Below are 20,582 nucleotides of genomic sequence, written 5' to 3' on the forward strand. Positions count from 1 at the left end.
ATGCCACAGCGGGGTCAGCCCGCCTGCAGGGCAGCGAACAGACCCGTCATCCAGCGCAGATAGGCCTCGGCCGCGGGATCTCCGGCGCCGGGTGCCCAGGGCGCCAGTTCCCCGGCGTTCAGCGGCAGATAGGGCCCTGATTTGGCTTCGAACATGATCGAGCCCGATTCCAGGGAGACCAGACTGTGAAACTGGCCATGGACGATGTCGATGCCACAGGCGTGGCCCGCACCCAGCCGATGCAGCGACTGTACAGCGCCCGCGTCGTTGAACAGGATGCAGCCGAAGCGGCCGCGCAGACACAGGATGGTTTCGTCTTTCGCCCGGTCCAGATGGCGATGCGGCTGGACATAGCTGTCCGGCTCGATGGCATTGAGCAGGCGGTGCGCCGGATGGCCGTCGTGCGGATGCAGATTTTCATTCATGCGCCGGCGCGGGCTGGCCTGCGCCCGGGCGGTGAGTGCATCGAATGTGGCCAGATCGATCAGCCGGGTGCGCGATGGTGCGTGCTCAGGCATAGGTGACGCCGACCGATTCGGGCGGCAACCAGTCACGCAGCCCGTCGAACAGGGCGTCGTCCAGTCGCACCCGCCACTGGTCCCCGAAATCGAGGGGTGCGATCGCCTGGCCGCTGCTGTAGTGCAGCCGCACCCGGCAACCGGTCTCGGCGCGGAACGGTTCGAGCAGGCTGCGCAGGCGCGCGCAGGCCGCGCGCGCACCGCCTGCGCCGGCCACTTCGCCATTGACCCTGAGTTCGAGCCGGCGCGCAAAGCGGGCGCGCGCCTCACCGGCGGTCAGCAGGCTTTCGGCCACGACCCGCATCGAATTGGAGTAATCGTCGAACTGCGCGCGGCCTTCGATCACCAGCACTTCGTCTTCGCGCAGCTTGTTGCGCGAGGCGTCGAACAGCTCGTTGAACACCGATACCTCGACCTGCGCCGTACCGTCGTCCAGCACCACGAACGCCATCTTGCCGCGGCGCGTCATCTGCACGCGTGAGCTGACCACCAGCCCGGCCACCACGGTCGGGTCGCGCGACGATTCGAGCTGCGCCAGCTTGCGCCGCGCGAAGCGCGAGAATTCCTGCGCGTAGCTGTTGAACGGGTGACCGGACAGGTAGAAGCCCAGCGCCTGCTTCTCGTTCTGCAGCTTTTCGCGCTCGGTCCACGGCTTGCAGCTCACGTACTCGGGCGCCCGGGTGCCGACGCCCGCCGGCGCGTCGTCGAACAGGCCGCCCTGGTGTGCGTTGGCGGCCGCCTGTTCAGCCGCTTCCATGGCGAGTGCGACGCTGGACATCAGGATGTTGCGGTCCGGGTTGGCGCCCTCGCGCGTCGCGTCGAACGCCCCGGCGCGGATCAGCGCCTCGATCGTGCGGCGGTTCACCGCGCGCCGGTCGACGCGCAGGCAGAAGTCGAACAGGTCGACAAAGGGCCCGCCGCGCGTACGCGCCTCGATGATGGCGTTCACTGCCTGTTCGCCGGTGCCCTTCACGGCACCCAGGCCATAGCGGATTTCGCTGCGCGACACCGGCACGAAGCGGTATTCGGACTGGTTGATGTCGGGCGGCAGCACGGTGAGCCGGTTCTTCTTCGCATCGAGGAAGAAGATGTTCACGGTGTCGGTGTTGTCCATGTCGGACGACAGCGACGCGGCCATGAAGGCGGCGCAGTGGTGGGCCTTCAGCCAGGCGGTGTGATAGGTGACGACGGCGTAGGCGGCGGTGTGCGACTTGTTGAAGCCGTACTCCGCGAACTTCGTCATCAGGTCGAACAGCTGTTCGGCCAGCGCCGGATCGTAACCCTTGGTGGCGGCACCGGCGGCGATGGTTTCTCGGTGCTTGGCCATTTCTTCCGGCTTCTTCTTGCCCATGGCGCGGCGCAGCATGTCCGCACCGCCGAGCGTGTAGCCGCCGATGATCTGCGAAATCTGCATCACCTGTTCCTGATACACGATGACGCCGTAGGTCGGTGACAGGCAGCCTTCGAGATCCGGATGGAAGTAGTCGATCGCCTGCTGACCCTTCTTGCGCAGGATGAAGTCATCGACCATGCCGGAGCCCAGCGGTCCCGGCCGGTACAGCGCCAGCACGGCGATGATGTCCTCGAAGCGGTCGGGCTGCAGTTTGGACAGCAGCTTCTTCATGCCTTCCGATTCGAGCTGGAAGATGGCCGTGGTGTTGGCTTCCTTCAGCACCTGGTAGGCGGCCGGATCGGTGAAGGGCAGGCTCAGCAGATCGGGACGCTCGCCGGTCATGCGCAAGATGTAGTCGACGGCCAGTTCGATGATGGTGAGGTTGCGCAGGCCCAGAAAGTCGAACTTCACCAGGCCGATGGCTTCGACGTCGTCCTTGTCGAACTGGCTGACCGGCGCCGCATCGTCGCCGTCCTGCTGGTACAGCGGACAGAAATCGGTCAGCTTGCCGGGCGCGATCAGCACGCCGCCGGCGTGCATGCCGACATTGCGCGCCAGCCCCTCGAGCGGCTCGGCCAGGCGCAGCAGTTCGCGCACTTCTTCCTCGTTCTGTTCGCGCTCGGCCAGTTGCGGCGCCTGTTCGCGCGCCTCGGCCAGCGACAGCGGCTTGTTCTGCACCACCGGAATCAGCTTCGACAACTGGTCGCAGAAGTTGTAGCCCATGTCGAGCACGCGGCCGACGTCGCGGATCACCGCACGCGAGGCCATCGTGCCGTAGGTAGCGATCTGGCTGACCGCGTCGGCACCGTACTTCTGGCGCACATACTCGATCACCATCCAGCGCTTGTCCTGGCAGAAGTCGACGTCGAAGTCGGGCATCGACACCCGTTCCGGATTCAGGAAGCGCTCGAACAGCAACGCATAGGCGAGCGGATCGAGATCGGTGATGCCCAGCGAGTAGGCGACCAGCGAGCCGGCGCCCGAGCCGCGACCCGGCCCGACCGGCACGCCGTTCTTCTTGGCCCAGTTGATGAAGTCGGCCACGATCAGGAAATAGCCGGGGAAACCCATCTGGATGATGGTGTCGCACTCGAACGTGAGCCGTGCCTCGTACTCGTCGCGTCGCGACGCGCGCACCGCCTCGTCCGGAAACAGCAGCGCCAGCCGTGTCTCGAGGCCGGCTTTTGCCTCGGCGATCATGAAGTCGTCGATCGTCATGCCGGGTGGCGTCGGAAACTGCGGCAGGTAGTTCTTGCCCAGCGTCAGCGTGAGATTGCAGCGGCGCGCGATCTCGACCGTGTTGTCCAGCGCTTCGGGGATGTCGGCGAACAGCTCGGCCATTTCGGCCGAGGTCTTGAAGTACTGCTGTTCGGTGAAATCGCGCGGCCGCCGCTTGTCGGTCAGCACATAGCCCTGGGCGATGCACACGCGCGCCTCGTGCGCCTTGTAATCGTCCGGCGCCATGAACTGCACCGGGTGCGTCGCCACCACCGGAATGCCGGTTTCGATGGCCAGCGCGCACGCATCGGCCACATACACCTCGGTGTTCGGATGGCCGGCGCGCTGCAGCTCGATGCAGTAATCGCCATTGAACAGGCGCGACCAGTCGGCCGCCAGCCGGCGCGCCGATTCCATGTTGCCGGCCAGCAGCGCCAGCCCGACATCGCCCTGCATCGCGCCGGACAGCGCGATCAGGCCGGCTGCGCCGGTGTCGGCCGCCTCGAACCACTCGCGCCGGATTTCCGCCCGGCCGCGGTGCTTGTTTTCCAGATAGGCGCGGGTCAGCAGGCGGCACAGCGTGCCGTAGCCTTCGCGATCGCGCGCCAGCAGCAGCAGGCGATGGGGTTTGTCGCGTTCGGCTTCGTTGGTGATGAAGACGTCGACCGCGGCAATCGGCTTCACGCCCTTGCTGCGTGCGGCCTTGTAGAACTTCACCAGGCCGAACACATTGGTCAGGTCCGAAATGGCCAGCGCCGGCATGCGGTCCTGCGCGGCCGCCTTGACGGCCGCGTCCAGCGTGACGATGCCGTCGACGATGGAAAATTCGCTGTGCACGCGAAGATGGACAAAGGCGGTGCCGGCGGCCGGCGTGGAAGCGGTTGCTGCAGGGCTGATGTCGTTCATGGCCGCGATTTTACGTCGGTACGCGCGTGCGGCATCGGGCTATCGTCAGTGCGCCGGGGTCTGATGACGGAAAACGCGGCCTGCGATTCACGGTCAACAGACCCTATCATCAGAGCCTTCGTCGAATCTCGAATGGGTTCCTCATCATGATCCGCTCCACTCTTGCGCTTGCGCTCGCGCTGCACGCCGGGCTGTCCTTCGCCGCCCCGCCGAAAGACCGGGAATGGCCCACCTTCGGACTGGATCACGCGAACACGCGCCTCGCCGACCTGCCGGGCGTCACACCCAAGACCGTGCGGAAGCTGGTGCCGAAGTGGATCTACCAGAGTGGCATCGCGCAGACCTTCCAGGCCACGCCTCTGGTCGTGGGCGGAAAGATGTATGTGTCGCTGCCCGGTTCGCACGTGGTGGCGCTCGACGCGCGGTCCGGTGTCGAACTGTGGCGCTACACGCACAAGAAGCGCACGGAGAAGGTGTGCTGCGGCCCGGCGAATCGGGGCGTGGCGTTCGACGACGGCCGCGTGTTCGTCGCCACCGTGGACGCGCGCCTGGTTGCGCTCGACGCCGCCACCGGCAAGCCGCGCTGGGACATCGAACTGGCGCGGCCGGACAACGCGACGACCGAGAGCAGCGAGGGCATCAAGGGCGAGGTTGGCGGCGGTTCGGGGGTTGGCGCAGCGGCTGCACCGCTGGTGGTCGACGGCAAGGTGATCGTCGGCATCAACGGCGTGGGGTACGGGCTGCATCTGGACGTGCCCGGCCGCGCCGGCCAACTCGCGTCGGTGGTCGGCATGGCGGGCAAGTACGGCGGCATCGGTTTTCTGGCCGCCTTCGACGCGAAGACCGGCCAGCGGGTGTGGCAGTTCGACACCGTGCGCAAGCCGCAGGATGGCGGCTGGGAGGGCGATTTCGTCGAGAAGACCGCCGACGGCCTGCCGCTGAACCGCGACATCGCCGGCGAGCGTGCCAGCGCGCCGCAGCACAAGGATGCGTGGGAGTACGGCGGCGGCTCGGTGTGGAATGCGCCGGCCTATGACGAGAAAAGCGGCCTGCTGTACTTCGGCACCGGCAACCCGAGCCCGCAGATCAACGACACCACGCGCCCGGGCGACAATCTCTATACCGCGTCGCTGGTTGCCGTCAATGCGAAGACCGGCGACTACGCCTGGCACTTCCAGCAGATTCCGCACGACAAGTGGGGCTACGACGTGGCCAGCCCGGCGGTGCTGTTCGACCACCGCGAACCGGATGGCCGCATGGTGCCGGCGGTCGGCCAGGCGTCGAAGCTGGGCTGGTTCTACGTCCATGACCGCGCCAGTGGCGCGCTGCTGTACAAGTCGGAGCCCTTCGTGCAGCAGGACAATCTGTTCGCTGCGGCGAGCAAGGACGGCACGCGCATCACGCCGGGCGTGGCCGGCGGCGTGAACTGGTCGCCGGCCGCCGTCGACGCCGGGCGCGGCCTGGCCTTTGTCGCTGCGATGCACATGCCGATGCGCTACTGGATCAAGGAAAGTGCCGCCACGGCGGGCAAGCCGGCGCAGCGCTACGACAGCATGGAGCCGTCGGACGAGGCGAAGTGGGGCGTGCTCGCGGCGATCGACCTCAGGCAGCGTGGCAAGCTCAGATGGACTGCCCGAACCGATGAACCTTTGGTCGGCGGCGTGCTTGCACTGAAATCCGGTGTGGTGTTCACCGGCGAAGGCAATGGCCACCTGTCCGCTTTCGACAGCGTCAGCGGCAAGCGGCTGTGGCGCTTCCAGACCGGCGCAGGCGTGAATGCGCCGCCGATTGCCTTCACCCTCGACGGCAAGCCGTATGTGGCGGTGGCTGCAGGCGGCAGCGCCATCTGGGGCTACCGGCAGGGTGACGCCGTCATCGTGTTCGGCCTGCCGGACTGAGCGCATCCGGGCGTCGAAGAATCTTACAGATTGCAGGCTGCCGGCATGAACGCCACGGCATAAGGCAGGTTGCGGCAGGAGGCGCGATGTTTGCTTGGTATCGAATTCGGTCTTTTCCGCCGGTGAGTCGCCGGCTCCACGATCCGGAGGATGCTTTGATGACATTGCCCGCCTTTTCCTCGACGTCCCGCGCGCTGCTGCTCGCGGCCGGTCTGGGCCTCGCATCGGCACCGCTGCTGGCCGCCGACATCCTGGTCGAGGTACGGACGCAGAACAGCGATACCAATCCGGGCCCGTTTTCGGCCGGTGCGGGCGCACAGTTCAGCATGAGTTTCCGCATCGACGCCAGCGTCGCGCCCACGGGTGCCACACCGACCTGGAGCGGCGCGCTCGACGATCTGGTCATCGACATCAGCGACGCCAATCTGGGCAGCTTCACGATCCAGGCGCAGAACGGTCGCTGGCAGCAGATCGACGGCGACTTCCTGACTGGCGGCTGGGGCGGCTCCAATGGCGGCAGCATCGCGCCCTTTGCAGTCATCAATCCGGCGCTCAGCGCCAGCGCCTTCGTGCTCGAATCGATCAGCTTCGACTTTCGCGGCGCCGCCTTGCTGGCCGATGAGCAGTCCCTGCCCGGCGCGCTCGACATCGACGATTTCAATTTCCTGAGTCTGGTGCTGCGCTACAGCAATGCCGATCCGGACGTGAACATCATTCCGAAGAGCAGCATCATCCGCGGTAACGCCTTCGACATCGTCAACATCACGCCGGTCCCCGAGCCGACCACCTGGGCGATGCTGGGCCTGGGCCTCGCGCTGGTCGGTGCTGCGGCACGCCGCACGCGGCGATGACTGCAACAGGATGCAACCGGCGGGTCGGTCATCCCCTACAGCGGGCTTCATGATCGCCCGCAGCCGGGCCGGCCGGGTTTCCATAGGATGAAGTCTCGACAGCGCAGTTGGCTGTCATTCATCCCAAGGAGACATCATGAACCAGAGCGAAACGATTGAAGTGCTGAACGGCCTGATCGAAACCTGCAAGGATGGCGAGTACGGATTCAACACGTGCGCCGATCAGGCGGACTCGGTGAAGTTGCAGTCGATGTTCAGGCAGCGGGCGCAGGAATGCCTGACCGCGGCGCAGGAGCTGCAGACGGAAGTGGTGCGCGCGGGCGGCGAGGCGGACACGTCGGGCACGGTGGTCGGTGCGCTGCATCGTGGCTGGGTGAGCGTGCGCGGTGCGTTGCCGGGCAAGGACGATGTGGCGATGCTGGAGGAAGCGGAGCGTGGCGAGGACCGCGCACTGGCGCGCTACCGCAAGGCACTGGAAGAGCCGCTGCCGCCGGAGCTGCGCACTCTGGTGCAGCGCCAGCTGATCGGCGCGCAGCGCAACCATGACCAGATCCGCGCGCTGCGTGACCAGTACCGCGCGGCCGCCTGATCGGGCTGCATGAAGCGGGCGGTCATCTGACCGCCCGGCAAGGGAAGCCGGCCCCCGGGGGTCGGCTTTTTCACGTCCCGAGCTGACGCACCACGTCCAGCGGTGCAGGCTGACCAGACTGGCGGTCGGGCGCGGCCTTTTGAGCCGGTGCCTGAATAATGCACCCCGCTCAAAAATTGTTCTCCTAAAGAAACTTTCTTGATCGTCGTCAACGCCTTGTCACCGAAAACGAGCCCGATCATGAATCTGCACGCCCTGAATCTGCGCACCAAGCTGCTGGCCTCCACCGTCATTACCGTCCTGCTCTGCTTCTCGGTCACGCTGGGCGTACTCGCCTGGCGCAGCCATCAGGCCGTGCTGGAACAGGGGCTGGCGCGCGCCGAAAGCGTGGCCACCTCGGTCGCGCGTGATGTTGGCGCAAATCTGGACGAGGCCATGGCGGTGTCGTCCACACTGGCGTTGGCGCTTGAAGGCCTGCACGCAAAGGGCACGCCGGATCGCGACGCCATCAGCCGCGTGCTGCGTCGCACGCTGGAAGGCCGCCCGGCGTTGCTGGGCGTCTACACCGGCTGGGAAGCCAATGCCTTCGACGCTCGCGACGCCGACTTCGCCGGTGCCGCCGGTCATGACGCCAGCGGCCGCTTCGTGCCCTACTGGAGTCGCAGCGGTGACACGCTGTCGGTCGAAGCGCTGATCGATTACGACAAGCCGGGTGCCGGCGATTATTACCAGCAGCCGAAGCAGACCGGCCGCGCCTATCTCGCCGAACCTTATGAATACGTGGTCGGCGGCAGCAAGATGCTCATCACCTCGCTGGTCAAGCCGATTGTCGTGAATGGCCGCTTCGCCGGCATCGCCGGCGTCGACATGGCGCTCGACCGGCTGGCCGACGATTTGGGCCGCATCAAGCCGCTCGACGTCGGCACGGTGGCGCTGTACGCGCCGTCCGGCCTCGTGGTCGCGCACGCCGATGCCGTCCGCATCGGCAAGCCGGCCGCCGACCTGCCGGCCGATGCACTGGCCGCGCTGCGCGAAGGTCGCAGCCTGCAGTGGCGTGACGCCGCCGGCGTGCTTCACTTCCTGCAGCGCGTGTCGCTGAGCGACAGCGAGGCCTGGTGGGGCAGCGTGGTGTCGGTGCCGGAAGACGTGATCACCGCCTCAGCGGATTCGCTGCGCCACACCGCCATCGCGATGGGCGTCGCCAGCGTGCTGCTGACCGCAGGCGTGCTGTTCGCGCTGCTCGGCGCGATGACCCGACCGCTGGAAACCCTGGCCGAAGCGATGCAGGCGCTGGCCGGCGGCGAAGGCGACCTGACGCGCCGTCTGCCGGAAACCGGCAGCCGTGACGAACTGGGTCGCGTCGCCACCTCGGTCAATGCCTTCCTCGGCAGCCTGCAACGCATGTTCATCGAGGTGCGCGATCAGAGCCATGCGCTGGTCGGCGGCATCCGCGACGCATCCGACGCCACCCGTCACATCGCCGACAGCTCGCGCTCGCTGGCCGGCACCACCGGCGACAACGCGGCAACGATAGAGGAAATCACCGTGTCGATCGGCCACATCGCCAGCCATGCGAACGACGCCAACGGCGTCATGCTCGACACGCATATCGCCTCGCAGCGCAGTGGCGAGGCGGTACGCGGCATGCAGACGCACATGCGCGACATCGCCGGCAGCATGGAAGCGCTGGCCGGTTCGCTGACCGGACTGGCCGAACGTTCGGTGCAGATCAACGGCATCGTGCAGGTGATCCGCGAAATCGCCGACCAGACCAATCTGCTTGCGCTCAATGCCGCCATCGAAGCCGCCCGCGCCGGCGAACAGGGCCGCGGATTTGCAGTGGTGGCCGACGAGGTACGCAAGCTGGCGGAGCGCACCAGCAACGCCACCACCGAAATCCGCGACATGATCGCCGCCATGCACGGCGAAACGGACCGCGCGGTGCAGAGCATGAACAGCACGCGCGAAGCGGTCGAATCCGGTGTCGAGCGCGCCACCCGTGTGGCCGAGGAGATCGGCGGCATCGAGGCCGGCATGCAGCGCGCCGCCGAACGGGTGCGCGAGATCGCCGAGGCGACGCAGGAACAGTCAGCTGCCACGACCGCGCTGGCGCAGTCGGCGGAGCAGGCATCCGAAGTCGTGCAGAACACCGACGAGGCGATACAGCGCACCTCGGCTACGCTGTCGCAGATCGGGCGCGCATCCGATCATCTCGGCGAACTGGTGGGGCGCTTCAAGCTGTAGGCACGCTCAGGTTGCCCAGAGGTCGCCGGGGTCGGCGCAGGACTACGCTGTCCTACGCCGGACACCCACAGCCTTCCCGGCAGCACACGCCTAGGATGAAGTCTCGACAGCGCAGTTGGCTGTCATTCATCCCAAGGAGACATCATGAACCAGAGCGAAACGATTGAAGTGCTGAACGGCCTGATCGAAACCTGCAAGGATGGCGAGTACGGATTCAACACGTGCGCCGATCAGGCGGACTCGGTGAAGTTGCAGTCGATGTTCAGGCAGCGGGCGCAGGAATGCCTGACCGCGGCGCAGGAGCTGCAGACGGAAGTGGTGCGCGCGGGCGGCGAGGCGGACACGTCGGGCACGGTGGTCGGTGCGCTGCATCGTGGCTGGGTGAGCGTGCGCGGTGCGTTGCCGGGCAAGGACGATGTGGCGATGCTGGAGGAAGCGGAACGTGGCGAGGACCGCGCACTGGCGCGCTACCGCAAGGCACTGGAAGAGCCGCTGCCGCCGGAGCTGCGTACTCTGGTGCAGCGCCAGCTGATCGGCGCGCAGCGCAACCATGACCAGATCCGCACGCTGCGTGACCAGTACCGCGCGGCCGCCTGATCGGGCTGCATGAAGCGGGCGGTCATCTGACCGCCCGGCAAGGGAAGCCGGCCCCCGGGGGTCGGCTTTTTCACGTCCCGAGCAGACGCACCACGTCGGGCGCGTCGAGCAGCAGCACGTACTCCAGCCCGTCGATTTCATCGATGAACGATGCGATGCGCCGGAAACCGGCAGTGGCGAGCAGCGCGCACGATGCGAGATTGTCCGGGCTGACCGACGCGACGAAACGCGGAACGCCATGCTCGACGTGGGCCCAGCGGATCAGCGCGACCAGCGTTTCGCGCGCCAGGCCCTGCCGGCGGTGGCGCGGGTAGATCGTGTAGCCGATTTCGACCGCGTCGGCCGCGTAAGGCGCCAGATAATCGGGCGCCGGGCGGGAATGAAAGCCGGCGTGGCCGATCATTTCGCCGCTGTCGCGCAGGGCCAGCGCGCGCACCGACCAGGGCAGGCTGGCCGGGTCGGTCGTCACGTCCTGCAGTCGCAGTGCAGCCAGATCGGATTCACGCAGCCACGCGGTGGCCACCTTCAGTCCGATCAGCGCGGACAGTTCGTCGATGTCGCGCCCGTCGGCAGACGCAGCGAGGAAATCGGCACCCATGGCGCGCAGCCGCAGGCGCGGTGTGAGGATGTCGGGGGGCGTCATGGCCATGCTGGCCGGCAACCGGTGGAACCCCGGGCCGGACGCGCCGGATTCAGCGTGCCGCCAGCGCGAAATACAGGCTGGCCGCCAGTGCCACGCTGAACACCACGGCGGCGGCCAGCATGACGCGCGAGCGCAGGCGCAGCACTTCGATCTCGCGTACCAGCTGCACATTCTGTTCGGCCAGCGAGCGGATCAGCTGCGACGAGGCAAGCGCCTCCTTCTGCAGTTCGGTCACCACCTGTTCGAGCGCGGCCAGCCGCACCTCGGCCGGCGCGCCCGCCGGTGCAGTCGACGGTGCGTCCGCCGGCTCGCCCTTCGGCCGCTTCTTCGCGACGCGGTCCCACAGCGCATTGGCGCCCTGCACCACGCTCGGGGCTGCCGCGATGACGTCGCCCCAGGGCACGGCCTTCACCGCGCCGAGCAGACTGATGGACATGAGGTGTGCTCCTTCCGCAATTCGATCGATACTGATAGTACTGCGCACTCAGGCACACTGCGGCGCTGCCGCAACCGTGTGACCCGACCCCCGATCATGAAAGACATCCTGCTCCATGTTGCCGCCGCGGACTTCGAAGCCGCGCGCCGCCTCGAACACCTGCCGACCAACCACCGCGCGCATGCGCTGCACGGCCACCGCTTCACCGGCAGCGTGCGCGCCGCGCTGCCCGAGGGCTGGGGCGGTGTCGCCGGCGGCGAGGTCGATGCGCTGGCGGCTCGGCTGCGCACGGTGCTCGCGCCGCTCGACTACCGGCTGCTGAACGACACCGTTACCCGGCCCGGCGACGAAGACCTCGCGCGCTGGCTGCGCGGACAGCTCGACCTGCCCGACGTGCACGCGGTCGGCGTGCGCAGCACCCGCCATGCCGGCGTGCAGCTGGACCGGCACGGCGACGCCCACGTGTGGCGCCGCTACGTGTTCCAGTCGGCGCACCAGCTGCCGCGCGTGGCACCCGGCCACAAGTGCGGCCGCATGCACGGCCACGGCTTCGAAGTGCTGCTGCACGCGAAGGCGGCGCCCGATGCAGCGGTCGACCCTGACCGGCTCGACGCGCTGTGGGCGCCGCTGCACGCGCAACTGCATCTGGCCTGCCTGAACGACATCGCCGGGCTAGAGAACCCGACCAGCGAAAACATCGCAGCCTGGATCTGGCAGCAACTGAAGCCGTTGCTGCCCGGCCTGTGCTGGGTCACCGTCTACGAAACCGCCAGCTGCGGTGCACAGTTCGACGGTCGGCAGCATCGGGTGTGGAAGGAATTCACGCTCGACAGTGCCGTGCGGCTGAAGCGCGCGCCCGACGGCGATCCGCGCCGGCGCATTCACGGTCACACCTTCACCCTGCGGCTTCATCTGGCTGCCCCGCTCGACCCGGTCATGGGCTGGACGGTCGATTTCGGCGACGTGAAGGCGCAGTTCGCACCGCTGTTCGAGCGGCTCGACCACGCGCCGCTGCATGAACTGATGGATGAGCACGGCCGGGACGCCGACACCGCCAGCCTGGCACGCCGCATCATGACGCTGGCGACGCCGCTGATCCCCTCGCTCGACCGGCTTGACCTGCATGAAACCCGCGGCTGCGGCGTCATCCTGCAGCGCGGCGGCAGCGAGCCGACGCTGCCGGTGTGACGGACCCGATGCCGGTCGCACCGTCGGCCTGTCGTTTCAAGCCCGAGCTTCACCAGCGCCCCAGATCGATGCCGAAGGTCACCATGAAGCCGGCCGTGCCGAGCAGCGCGACCTGGGCGTTGTAGCGGTCGTACTGGTAGCCCAGCGCCGGAATGACCGCAAACGCCACGCCCTTGCGGTTGAATGGAATCTTGTCTTCGTACTCGCCGGTATAGCCGAGCAGCGCGCCGGCCGTCACCTTCACGTACAGGTTCGGGCTGACCGCGTCGATCGGCCAGCTGCGACCGGCGTAGTAATACTGGCTGGCCTGCTCATAGGAGTTGCGGAACCAGGCTGCACCGACATTCCAGCGCGTCGGCGACTCGTACTCGAGACCGAACAGGGCCGGGGTGGTGTTGTGGTCCGGATCGCGGTCCCAGTGGTGGACATAAGGTCCGATCTGCAGGCCGATGCGGTGCGACGGTGTGGTGGCATCGGCCGAGGCGGCACCGCTGGCAAGACAGGCCGCGCACAACAGGATGCAGCGGAAGGAAGATGTCAAAACGAAAGCCCGATAACCAATACCGGTCGGGCAACGCAAACGGCCGCGCGTTCCCCGGCGGCGCTTTTGCTGTGTTGCACCATGTTTCAGCGCGGACGCGCACGGCCCGCCCGGCATCCGCGTCGAGTCAGTCGCGGCGGCGGCCCAGCAGCCGATCGACCGACAGCGCGCCGGGTCCGAATGCGGCCAGCCCCAGCAGCCCGACACCCCACCACAGGTGCGCCTCCACGGCCGCCGGGCACTCGAATTCCCACAGTGCGGGGTAGGACACGACCGCCATGATGTTCACGACGAACAGGCCCAGCGCGGCAAAGCGTCCGGCCAGGCCGATGGCGAGCAGCGGCGGCAGCACGATCTCGCCGGCCGTACCCATGAAGGCTGCGATCGCGGGCGGCAGCAGCGGCACCTTGTACTCTTCGGTGAACAGGAAAAGCGTGGTGTCCCAGTCCTCGATCTTGGTCAGACCGGCCTTCATGAACACCCAGGCGATATACAGGCGCAGGGCCAGCAGCAGCAGCGGCTGCACCTGGTCGGCGAGGCGCGCGAGCGGCGCGCCGAGGTCGTATGCGCGGGTTACAGCGTTCATTGTTCATGTCCCCTGGTTTCGATGTGGTGCAGCCAGCCGCATGCAATGGCCTGTTCGATGGCGGCTGCGAGGTTGAAATCCTGTTCGGTCCCGGCGGCGCCGGCCCAGGCGTCGCCGAAGCTGGCACCCACCAGCGCGATGGCGGCCCAGAATGCGTGGGCGCCGACGGACAGCGACGCCACCCGCACACGCAGTCCGTCACGCCACACGACGGCGTACTGGGCCTGCTCGAGATCGATGTCGAAGGCGTCGCCCGACCCGCTGGCGGCGTCCGGCCGATGCTGCAGCCAGATGTCGGCAACCGGCCATGCACTGCCGAGCAGCGCGAAGCCGGGCGTCATGTGCAGGCGGGCCGTGGCCAGCGCATCGGGGCTGAGGCCGGCGAAGGCCTCGCCACCCAGCGGCGCGGTATCGGCCGCCGTCGTCGCGACATGCACCGACCATTCGAGGCGGGCCACGTCGGGCAGGTAGGGCAGCGCGCGCACCGGCTCGAAGCCGTCGAGAAAGTCGGCGAAGCTGTGGCCGTAGCGATTGAGGTCGCCATCGCTCGATGGCGTCTGCGCCCAGTAGCGGCGGACCAGCGCATCGAAGTAGTCGCCGCCGGTGATCTGCCGGCACACCGGGTAGGCCAGCGTCAGCGCGGCGTTGGCGTTGGCCACCGCATTGCCGCGATAGACGCCGAGCAGGCCGCGGTTGCGTTCGGCATCGCCGGTGAGCAGCGGCAGCATCGCCGGTTCGCCCTGTGCGCTGCGCAAGGCACCCGCAAAGCGCCGCTGGGCGTCAAGCAGCGCAGACATGGCGGTCTCCGTCCGATGTGCCGGCGTCGGCTCCGATGCGATCGGCCCGGGCTGCCTCGGCCAGCAGGATGTCGAGTTCCGGCAGATCGGTATCCCATTCGATCAGCGCCGGTGCGCCGACGCCACGCCGACGCACGGCGGCGAGCAGCGCCCACACGTCATCGCATACCGCGCTGCCATGGGTGTCGATCAGGCCGTATACGGTCACCGCATGACCGGCCAGATGGATCTCCCGTACCGCGTGCATCGGCAGCCGTTCGAGGGCATCCATCGGGTCGGTGCCGAAATTGCGGGCATTCACGTACAGGTTGTTCAGGTCCAGCAGCAGTCCGCAACCGGTCAGGCAGACCAGATCGGCGAGAAATTCGGCTTCGGTCATCTGCGCGTCGCGAAACTGCACGTAGGCCGACAGGTTTTCGATCAGGACCGGGCGACGCAGGCGCTCCTGCAGCGCGTTAACGCGCGCCGCGACCAGCGCCAGTGCTTCGCCGGTATAAGGAAAGGGCAGCAGATCGTTGAAGTGGACGCCATCGACCGCACCCCAGCACAGGTGCTCGGACACGAAAACCGGCTCGATGCGCTCGACCAGCTTCGCCAGCCGTTCGACATGGGCATCATGGCGCGCGTCGACCGACGCGAGTGCCAGACCGACGCCGTGCAGACTGACCGGATAGCATTCGCGGGCGCGTTCCAGCGTGCGCAACGCGGCGCCACCGTCATGAAAGAAGTTTTCGCTGTGCACCTCGACGAAGCCGATGCGCGGACGTTCTTCCAGTACGCGGGCGTAGTGCGGCTGGCGCAGACCGAGCCCGGTCGGCGAAGCAAGATGCGGGATCATGGGAATCACCGGGCGGGGATGCGGCCGTCCAGCCGCATCCCTCAAGGCGTATCAGCCCTTCTTCGGCGCGGCGGTCTTGCCACCCATCTTTTCGCACGTGCCGGTGGCGACGAACACCCATTCGTTCGGATCATTGTCGGCCTTGGCCTGACCCGCGCAGCTGTGCGAGCCATTGGCGGACGCGCAGTCATTGGCGCCCTTCTTGGCTACGCCGTAGCACTTCTCCTTGCCTTCCGCAGCCGCGACAACAGGGCTCGTCACGATGCCAAGGGCGAACACGGATGCGAGGGCGGCAGAAAGAGCGGCGGACTTGTTCATGTGTGATCTCCTGAGGGTGGAAAAATCAAACCGGTCATGTGGTTTGCACCGCAGTAGACCCTGCGGCGCACCGAACCTTACCGCACCATGGAAAAAATCCGCATGGGCTACCAGAGCCACGCGGCACCGCGCACGCCGGATGAACCGCCATGCACCGGCGGGCACAGCCGGGTCGTGATCAGGTCGGAAAAGACATGCGGCATCCAGTGCTGCGGCACCCGCTCATACAGACCCGGCAAGGCGGACAGCCCGCCGCCGAGCACGATCACCTGTGGGTCGAGCAGGTTGATGACCCCGGCCAGTGCGCGCGCCAGCCGGATTTCGTAGCGCGCCAGCGTGGCCGCGCACGCGGCATCACCGGCTGCGGCGCGCGTGACGATCTGCTCCGGTGCCAGCGGCTCGCCGGTCACCCGGCGGTGATCGGCCGCCAGTGCCGGACCGGACAGCCAGGTTTCGATGCAGCCGGCGCGACCGCAGTAGCACGGCGGCGGCGTACTGCCTTCGGTATCCGGCCCGGACGGCATCGGATTGTGACCCCACTCGCCCGCCACGCCATTGGCGCCTTCCAGCACCCGGCCATCGATGACGATGCCGCCGCCGACGCCGGTGCCGAGGATGACGCCGAACACCACCGGTGCCGCCCGACCCGCGCCGTCCACCGCTTCGGACAGCGCGAAGCAATTGGCGTCATTGGCCATGCGCACCGCGCGGCCGAGCGCGCCTTCGACGTCCTGCTGCAGGGGCTGGCCGTTCAGGCAGGTGGAGTTGGCGTTGCGCATGCGTCCGGTCAGCGGCGAAAGCGAACCCGGCGTGCCGATGCCCACCGTGGCGGGCACGCCCAGCCGGTCTTCGGCGTCGCGCACCAGCCGGACGATCAGGGCGACCGTCGCGGCATAGTCGCCGGAGGGCGTCGGCTCGCGCCGGCGCAGGCACGCGGTACCGTTGCCGTCCAGCGCAATCAATTCGGTCTTTGTTCCACCCAGATCAATGCCGATGCGCATGCGGCCTCCTGCGCGATGCGACAATCAGGGCTTCTTCATCCGACGGCGGAACCATCATGATCATCACCTTTAAATCCCGGGCCACTGCGGACACCATCATGTTCGGCGATGTCGCGAAGGACCTGCTGTCGTTGATGGGCAAGGCTTTCGAGCCGCGCGGAATTATCACACTCGAACAGCTGCCGGACGCCATCGAGCGGCTGCGGGAGGCGGCCGAAAGCAGCCGTGCCGCGCAGCGCGGCCAGCCCGAACCGGACGATGTCGATCCCGCACGCGCACCGGTGCCGGTGTCGCTGGCACAGCGCGCGGTCCCGCTGATCGAACAGCTGGAACGGTCACTGCGTGCCAACCAGCCGGTGATCTGGGAAAGCTGAGCGGCATTCAGCCGGGGCGAATGCGGCCGATAACGAAACATCCATCCGTCGGAAAAGCGCATGCCGCCCGATCCCGAAACTGCGGCGAGCCGGGTCATCGATGCGGCACGGCTCGACGACCTGCGCGCGCTGCTCGGCGACGCGCTGGACGACATCCTGCGCATCTGGCTCAACGACGCACCCGCCTTTCTGGCCGTCGCGCGCCGGGCACGGCAGGCCGGCGAGCCGGACACGCTGATCAAGGCGATTCATGGCGTGAAGGGCAGCGCCGGAAACGTTGGCGCGATCGAACTGTCTGAACTGGCACGCACCCTCGAAAAGCACTTGAAGGGTGCCGATCCGGCGCTCGACCTGGATGCCGAACTGTCGCGACTGGATGCCTGCTACAACCGTGCCGCCTGCCATATCCGCTTACTGATCCGACCATGACCGAACTGACCATCGCCCGCCCTTCCATTTCGAACGACCCGGCGCCCGTGCCGCCCAGCATGCCGATGGATTCCGAATGCTGCGAATCCGCCTGCGAACGCTGCGTATGGACCGTCTATCAGGAAGACAAGCTCGATTACGAGCGTCGTTACGCCGCGTGGCTGATTCGCCACCCGGAACACGCCCCGCATATATAGATACGATCAGCGCACGCAGACCTTCGTCCAGGCCGTCGCCGCCGGCCATTGTCCGCGCGCTGCGGCGCGGCCGCCGGCCAGCGTGACCCAGCCCTGCTGGCCATAGTGCGGCAGGGCACGCGTCGCCCTGGCCAGCTCGTCGGCATCGCGTGCGGCAACCAGCGCCAGCGTACCGCCGGCCGGTGCGCGCATCGCCCACGCAACGACTTCGCCTTCCTGGCTGCGCGCCGGCAGACGATGCCGTGCCAGCCAGCCGTCGATGGCCGCGAAACTGCCGATGACCATGCGCGACGCGCGGCCGGGTGGCTGCGCGGCGTCGATGGTGGCGGGTGCGCGATCCAGCCACTGTGCGGTCAGCGTGCGGGCCGCCGCCGCGAGGCGCTCGTCGCCCGGCAGCACGGTCAGGCCGAGCGTGTCGTCCAGCGTGGCTTCTCGCAGCACCGGCGGCGCCTCGCCCGGCGCCAGGCGGCGGGCCAGACGGAAATCGGGGTCCAGTGCGAGCTCGGCGCAGCCCACCGTGAGCGGCACGCTGACCTGTGCCTGCGCACCCTGCAGCGCCACCTGTTCGACCCGCGTTTCCCCTGAAATCCGCACATGCAGCGGCACCGCCAGCGGGTAGTGCGGTGCGGGCTGCTGCAGCGTGACGGTGAGACCGTTGGATCCGGCCACGGCGCTGGCGATTGAGGGCGCAGCCAGCCCGCTGCCGTCCACCCACAACGCGAAGTGGCGGCCGAGATCGCGGCCGGACGCGCGTTCGAACGCAGCGCGCAGATCCGGCCAGCCGGCGCGCCGGTGGCGGTGTGCCTGCCAGAAGTCGCGCAGCGCACGGTCGAATGCCGATGCGCCCAGCGTGTCGTGCAGCATCAGGAACACCAGCGCGGCCTTGTGGTAACCGATCGACTGCGACGCGTCGTGCGTGCGTCCGCCGAAGCGGGCCAGACTGCCCTGCGCCGCCGGCGACAGCGCCGACAGGCCGCGCAGCCAGTCGAGCCGCATGGCGCGCGCGCCCTCTTCGCCCTGATTCGCCTCGCGCAGCGCGTAGTCGGCCATGAACGTGGTCAGCCCTTCCGACCAGTTGCCGCCCGCCAACGCCAGATAGACGCCGTTGCCCCACCAGTTGTGCAGGATTTCGTGCGGCAGCGAGGTGTGGCGGATGAAGGGCAGGCGCAGCACGTCGATGCCCAGATAGGTCAGGCCGGCCATGCCGAATCCGGTCGGCGTGGGTGACGACGCAATGCTGAAGCGGCTGTAAGGGTAGGCGCCCAGGGTCTGTTCGATGCGCGCCAGGTGGGTTGCGGCGGCGTCCAGGTAGCCCTCGGCCTGATCGGCGATGTCCGGGTGAAACAAGGTGGCCAGCGTCAGCGTGCGGCCATCGATCGAGCGCACGCTGCGCTCGGCTTCGACCCACGGTCCGGCCATCAGGTCGGCCCCTTCGCTGTCCTGTGCCATGTCGAAACGCACCGTGCGCCGGCCGTCGCGCACCGTGTCGAGCGGGCGGTCGCCGGGCGCCAGCGCGCGCTGCGCAGCCGGCAGGTCGACGCTCAGGCGGTAACGGTGCAGCAGCGGGCCGGCGCTGTCGAAGGGCAGCGGATACCAGGCGCCACCGGCGGGCAGGAAGCTGCCGGCTTCGCCGATCTGCGGCGCAAACGCGGTCAGCGTGTCGCGGTGCGAGGCGGCCGCATCCGGCGCATCGGCCCGGATGGCCCAGCGCAATTCGAGTCGGCGTGGCTGCTTTGCCGCCGCGATGCGGATGCGCTGCAGCCCGCCGTCGGTCGAGGCACGCAGCGCACCGCCGTCGAGCTGCATCGACGTGATGCGGTGGCGGGCATCGATGCGCAGGTCGATCGCCTCGTGTGCCGGCAGCGCAATCAGCGCATGCGCGCTCAGGCTGCCCTGCGCCGGTTCCAGCCTGACGGTGAGGTCGAGCTGCGGCGCAGCGAGCGCCGCCAGGCCGGGCAGCGCCGCGCACAACGCCACGGCAAGCTGCCCGGCAAGCGCACGCCAGCCCGGCACCGGTATCACGGCTGAGCGCGGCGCGTCGGCGGCACGATGCCGAACACCGCATCGGCCACCCCGGCGACCAGATCGGCGCAGTCGCCGTCGGCGTCCCACGGCAGCAGACTGCCGACGTCGGGTACGCCGAGGTCGCGCAGCTGGTGTTCCACACCATAGCCGTGGATGACGTGACCGCTGCCCATCAGGCCGACCACCAGCGCGTCCGGCTGTTCGCGCACGGCGCCGGCGAGCGCCTCGGCCATGGCGCGGTCCCACAGCAGCTGACCATCGAGAAAGCGGCCGAAGGCGTCGTCCGGCAGCGACTTGCCGGCCGGGATATGGTCGCTCCAGATCTGTCTGAGCCAGTCACGATAGGGCGGCTGCGCACCGGCCGGTGTGCCGACCCCCTCGCGGCTCGCCGCCGGCACACCGGCCAGGCCCAGCCGCGACACCTCGCGCACCACCTTGCGGTCGATATTGAGCGCGCGCAGCGGCACCGCCTTGTCGCGCGCGAAGCGGAAGATGCCGGCGTACAGCTCGGGCGGCATGCCCCAGACACGCTTCCAGTCGGTGCGCTCGAACAGCGCCGCTTCGCTCAGTTCGCCGCGCACCCAGGCATCGAGTACCGGCTGGGCGCTGCGCGGCAGCATTTCGAGACCGATCACCAGGCGCGGACGCAGCGCATGCAGCGCCCGCAGCGTGTCGAGCTGCCAGTCATGGTGGGCCGCACTGTCATGTGTTTCGCCCAGCAGCACGACCGACTGCCGGCTCATGCGGCGCATCAGCGTGGCACTTTCGGTCGCGCCCTGCCCCGGTTCCAGCCAGCTCCCGGGCGTCACGCAGGTAGCCGCCGGTACCGCAGGCGCCAGAAGGAGTCCTCCGCACAGGGCGGCCGTCCGCATCATTGATCGCATCGCAAGGTCATCAGGTGGGGTGGGCAGTTGAGGTGAGCTGGAAGTGGAAAAGGGACCGGGAGACCGTCGGGGACAGAATCCGGTTGCAGGCAGCCACCGGCATCGCGCAGG

General features: G+C 68.0%; 21 protein-coding genes. 9 read left to right on the plus strand and 12 right to left on the minus strand.

Annotated elements, in window-relative coordinates; all coding sequences use genetic code 11:
• Positions 1-14: 14 nt before the first annotated feature.
• Positions 15-518 (minus strand): WbuC family cupin fold metalloprotein, encoded by a 504-nt coding sequence (locus ACTIFF_RS05330; RefSeq protein WP_439535897.1) that lies wholly within the window; start codon positions 516-518, stop codon positions 15-17.
• Positions 511-4,035: a DNA polymerase III subunit alpha gene (gene dnaE / locus ACTIFF_RS05335; RefSeq protein ID WP_439535898.1), complete on the minus strand. Its 3,525-nt coding sequence runs from the start codon at positions 4,033-4,035 to the stop codon at positions 511-513. The genes ACTIFF_RS05330 and dnaE overlap by 8 nt, the downstream gene beginning before the upstream one ends.
• Before the next feature lie 146 nt (positions 4,036-4,181).
• Between dnaE and ACTIFF_RS05340 the strand changes: the two genes are divergently transcribed.
• The 5 genes from ACTIFF_RS05340 to ACTIFF_RS05360 all read left to right on the plus strand — a co-directional run bounded on the left by ACTIFF_RS05340 (position 4,182) and on the right by ACTIFF_RS05360 (position 10,214).
• Entirely contained in the window at positions 4,182-5,933 is a 1,752-nt protein-coding gene (locus ACTIFF_RS05340; protein ID WP_439535899.1) for a pyrroloquinoline quinone-dependent dehydrogenase, read from the plus strand.
• Between the two features lie 158 nt (positions 5,934-6,091).
• Positions 6,092-6,784, plus strand: coding sequence for a PEPxxWA-CTERM sorting domain-containing protein (locus ACTIFF_RS05345; RefSeq protein ID WP_439535900.1), 693 nt, complete (start codon positions 6,092-6,094; stop codon positions 6,782-6,784).
• A 136-nt stretch (positions 6,785-6,920) separates the two neighbouring features.
• Positions 6,921-7,373 (plus strand): ferritin-like domain-containing protein, encoded by a 453-nt coding sequence (locus tag ACTIFF_RS05350; protein WP_439535901.1) that lies wholly within the window; start codon positions 6,921-6,923, stop codon positions 7,371-7,373.
• Between the two features lie 240 nt (positions 7,374-7,613).
• Positions 7,614-9,617, plus strand: a complete 2,004-nt coding sequence (locus tag ACTIFF_RS05355) for a methyl-accepting chemotaxis protein (RefSeq protein WP_439535902.1) — start codon at positions 7,614-7,616, stop codon at positions 9,615-9,617.
• A gap of 144 nt (positions 9,618-9,761) precedes the next feature.
• The gene (locus ACTIFF_RS05360; protein WP_439535903.1) at positions 9,762-10,214 is read left to right on the plus strand and encodes a ferritin-like domain-containing protein; all 453 of its coding nucleotides are present in this window, start codon (positions 9,762-9,764) and stop codon (positions 10,212-10,214) included.
• Positions 10,215-10,284: 70 nt separating this feature from the next.
• On the opposite strand, the gene ACTIFF_RS05365 is transcribed toward ACTIFF_RS05360, so the two are convergent.
• Complete coding sequence (locus ACTIFF_RS05365) at positions 10,285-10,863, minus strand: GNAT family N-acetyltransferase (RefSeq protein ID WP_439535904.1); 579 nt, start codon at positions 10,861-10,863, stop codon at positions 10,285-10,287.
• A 43-nt stretch (positions 10,864-10,906) separates the two neighbouring features.
• Positions 10,907-11,293 carry a hypothetical protein gene (locus tag ACTIFF_RS05370; protein ID WP_439535905.1) on the minus strand — a complete coding sequence of 129 codons (387 nt, stop codon included), beginning with the start codon at positions 11,291-11,293 and terminating at the stop codon, positions 10,907-10,909.
• A gap of 96 nt (positions 11,294-11,389) precedes the next feature.
• Here ACTIFF_RS05370 and ACTIFF_RS05375 point away from each other — a divergent pair, with 96 nt between their 5' ends.
• Complete coding sequence (locus tag ACTIFF_RS05375; protein WP_439535906.1) at positions 11,390-12,481, plus strand: 6-carboxytetrahydropterin synthase; 1,092 nt, start codon at positions 11,390-11,392, stop codon at positions 12,479-12,481.
• A gap of 49 nt (positions 12,482-12,530) precedes the next feature.
• On the opposite strand, the gene ACTIFF_RS05380 is transcribed toward ACTIFF_RS05375, so the two are convergent.
• The 6 genes from ACTIFF_RS05380 to ACTIFF_RS05405 form a co-directional block, all read right to left on the minus strand.
• Complete coding sequence (locus tag ACTIFF_RS05380; protein ID WP_439535907.1) at positions 12,531-13,022, minus strand: hypothetical protein; 492 nt, start codon at positions 13,020-13,022, stop codon at positions 12,531-12,533.
• Positions 13,023-13,149: 127 nt separating this feature from the next.
• Positions 13,150-13,608, minus strand: coding sequence for a DoxX family protein (locus tag ACTIFF_RS05385; protein ID WP_257079124.1), 459 nt, complete (start codon positions 13,606-13,608; stop codon positions 13,150-13,152).
• On the minus strand, positions 13,605-14,405 hold the full coding sequence (locus tag ACTIFF_RS05390) for an HvfC/BufC family peptide modification chaperone (protein ID WP_439535908.1): 801 nt from the start codon (positions 14,403-14,405) through the stop codon (positions 13,605-13,607). The genes ACTIFF_RS05385 and ACTIFF_RS05390 overlap by 4 nt, the downstream gene beginning before the upstream one ends.
• Complete coding sequence (bufB, locus tag ACTIFF_RS05395; RefSeq protein ID WP_439535909.1) at positions 14,389-15,243, minus strand: MNIO family bufferin maturase; 855 nt, start codon at positions 15,241-15,243, stop codon at positions 14,389-14,391. The genes ACTIFF_RS05390 and bufB overlap by 17 nt, the downstream gene beginning before the upstream one ends.
• A gap of 51 nt (positions 15,244-15,294) precedes the next feature.
• Positions 15,295-15,561 carry a BufA1 family periplasmic bufferin-type metallophore gene (locus ACTIFF_RS05400; protein ID WP_257079120.1) on the minus strand — a complete coding sequence of 89 codons (267 nt, stop codon included), beginning with the start codon at positions 15,559-15,561 and terminating at the stop codon, positions 15,295-15,297.
• Between the two features lie 107 nt (positions 15,562-15,668).
• Positions 15,669-16,562 (minus strand): ROK family protein, encoded by an 894-nt coding sequence (locus ACTIFF_RS05405; RefSeq protein WP_439535910.1) that lies wholly within the window; start codon positions 16,560-16,562, stop codon positions 15,669-15,671.
• A 56-nt stretch (positions 16,563-16,618) separates the two neighbouring features.
• On the opposite strand from ACTIFF_RS05405, the gene ACTIFF_RS05410 reads away from it, so the two are divergent.
• From ACTIFF_RS05410 to ACTIFF_RS05420, 3 genes are read left to right on the plus strand one after another with little or no spacing between them, the layout of a single operon-like run.
• Positions 16,619-16,936 carry a DUF1840 domain-containing protein gene (locus ACTIFF_RS05410; RefSeq protein ID WP_439535911.1) on the plus strand — a complete coding sequence of 106 codons (318 nt, stop codon included), beginning with the start codon at positions 16,619-16,621 and terminating at the stop codon, positions 16,934-16,936.
• 60 nt (positions 16,937-16,996) lie between these two features.
• On the plus strand, positions 16,997-17,365 hold the full coding sequence (locus ACTIFF_RS05415) for an Hpt domain-containing protein (protein ID WP_439535912.1): 369 nt from the start codon (positions 16,997-16,999) through the stop codon (positions 17,363-17,365).
• Positions 17,362-17,562: an oxidoreductase-like domain-containing protein gene (locus ACTIFF_RS05420; RefSeq protein WP_439535913.1), complete on the plus strand. Its 201-nt coding sequence runs from the start codon at positions 17,362-17,364 to the stop codon at positions 17,560-17,562. The genes ACTIFF_RS05415 and ACTIFF_RS05420 overlap by 4 nt, the downstream gene beginning before the upstream one ends.
• 6 nt (positions 17,563-17,568) lie before the next feature.
• On the opposite strand, the gene ACTIFF_RS05425 is transcribed toward ACTIFF_RS05420, so the two are convergent.
• Both ACTIFF_RS05425 and ACTIFF_RS05430 read right to left on the minus strand, forming a co-directional pair.
• Positions 17,569-19,575 carry a M1 family metallopeptidase gene (locus ACTIFF_RS05425; protein ID WP_439535914.1) on the minus strand — a complete coding sequence of 669 codons (2,007 nt, stop codon included), beginning with the start codon at positions 19,573-19,575 and terminating at the stop codon, positions 17,569-17,571.
• A gap of 5 nt (positions 19,576-19,580) precedes the next feature.
• Positions 19,581-20,396 (minus strand): ChaN family lipoprotein, encoded by an 816-nt coding sequence (locus ACTIFF_RS05430; protein ID WP_439535915.1) that lies wholly within the window; start codon positions 20,394-20,396, stop codon positions 19,581-19,583.
• Positions 20,397-20,582 lie beyond the last annotated feature (186 nt).

Origin of the sequence: Methyloversatilis sp., assembly GCF_051861465.1 — a bacterium.
Taxonomy (GTDB): Bacteria; Pseudomonadota; Gammaproteobacteria; order Burkholderiales; family Rhodocyclaceae; genus Methyloversatilis.

Bases quoted from the DNA above. Each gene is read 5' to 3' on its own strand.
- ACTIFF_RS05360 (WP_439535903.1), top strand. From the start codon at position 9,762: ATGAACCAGAGCGAAACGATTGAAGTGCTGAACGGCCTGATCGAAACC.
- ACTIFF_RS05345 (WP_439535900.1), top strand. From the start codon at position 6,092: ATGACATTGCCCGCCTTTTCCTCGACGTCCCGCGCGCTGCTGCTCGCG.
- ACTIFF_RS05370 (WP_439535905.1), bottom strand. From the start codon at position 11,293: ATGTCCATCAGTCTGCTCGGCGCGGTGAAGGCCGTGCCCTGGGGCGAC.
- ACTIFF_RS05415 (WP_439535912.1), top strand. From the start codon at position 16,997: ATGCCGCCCGATCCCGAAACTGCGGCGAGCCGGGTCATCGATGCGGCA.
- ACTIFF_RS05375 (WP_439535906.1), top strand. From the start codon at position 11,390: ATGAAAGACATCCTGCTCCATGTTGCCGCCGCGGACTTCGAAGCCGCG.
- ACTIFF_RS05365 (WP_439535904.1), bottom strand. From the start codon at position 10,863: ATGGCCATGACGCCCCCCGACATCCTCACACCGCGCCTGCGGCTGCGC.
- ACTIFF_RS05355 (WP_439535902.1), top strand. From the start codon at position 7,614: ATGAATCTGCACGCCCTGAATCTGCGCACCAAGCTGCTGGCCTCCACC.
- ACTIFF_RS05400 (WP_257079120.1), bottom strand. From the start codon at position 15,561: ATGAACAAGTCCGCCGCTCTTTCTGCCGCCCTCGCATCCGTGTTCGCC.
- ACTIFF_RS05330 (WP_439535897.1), bottom strand. From the start codon at position 518: ATGCCTGAGCACGCACCATCGCGCACCCGGCTGATCGATCTGGCCACA.
- dnaE (WP_439535898.1), bottom strand. From the start codon at position 4,035: ATGAACGACATCAGCCCTGCAGCAACCGCTTCCACGCCGGCCGCCGGC.
- ACTIFF_RS05385 (WP_257079124.1), bottom strand. From the start codon at position 13,608: ATGAACGCTGTAACCCGCGCATACGACCTCGGCGCGCCGCTCGCGCGC.
- ACTIFF_RS05420 (WP_439535913.1), top strand. From the start codon at position 17,362: ATGACCGAACTGACCATCGCCCGCCCTTCCATTTCGAACGACCCGGCG.
- ACTIFF_RS05410 (WP_439535911.1), top strand. From the start codon at position 16,619: ATGATCATCACCTTTAAATCCCGGGCCACTGCGGACACCATCATGTTC.
- bufB (WP_439535909.1), bottom strand. From the start codon at position 15,243: ATGATCCCGCATCTTGCTTCGCCGACCGGGCTCGGTCTGCGCCAGCCG.
- ACTIFF_RS05340 (WP_439535899.1), top strand. From the start codon at position 4,182: ATGATCCGCTCCACTCTTGCGCTTGCGCTCGCGCTGCACGCCGGGCTG.
- ACTIFF_RS05350 (WP_439535901.1), top strand. From the start codon at position 6,921: ATGAACCAGAGCGAAACGATTGAAGTGCTGAACGGCCTGATCGAAACC.
- ACTIFF_RS05405 (WP_439535910.1), bottom strand. From the start codon at position 16,562: ATGCGCATCGGCATTGATCTGGGTGGAACAAAGACCGAATTGATTGCG.
- ACTIFF_RS05390 (WP_439535908.1), bottom strand. From the start codon at position 14,405: ATGTCTGCGCTGCTTGACGCCCAGCGGCGCTTTGCGGGTGCCTTGCGC.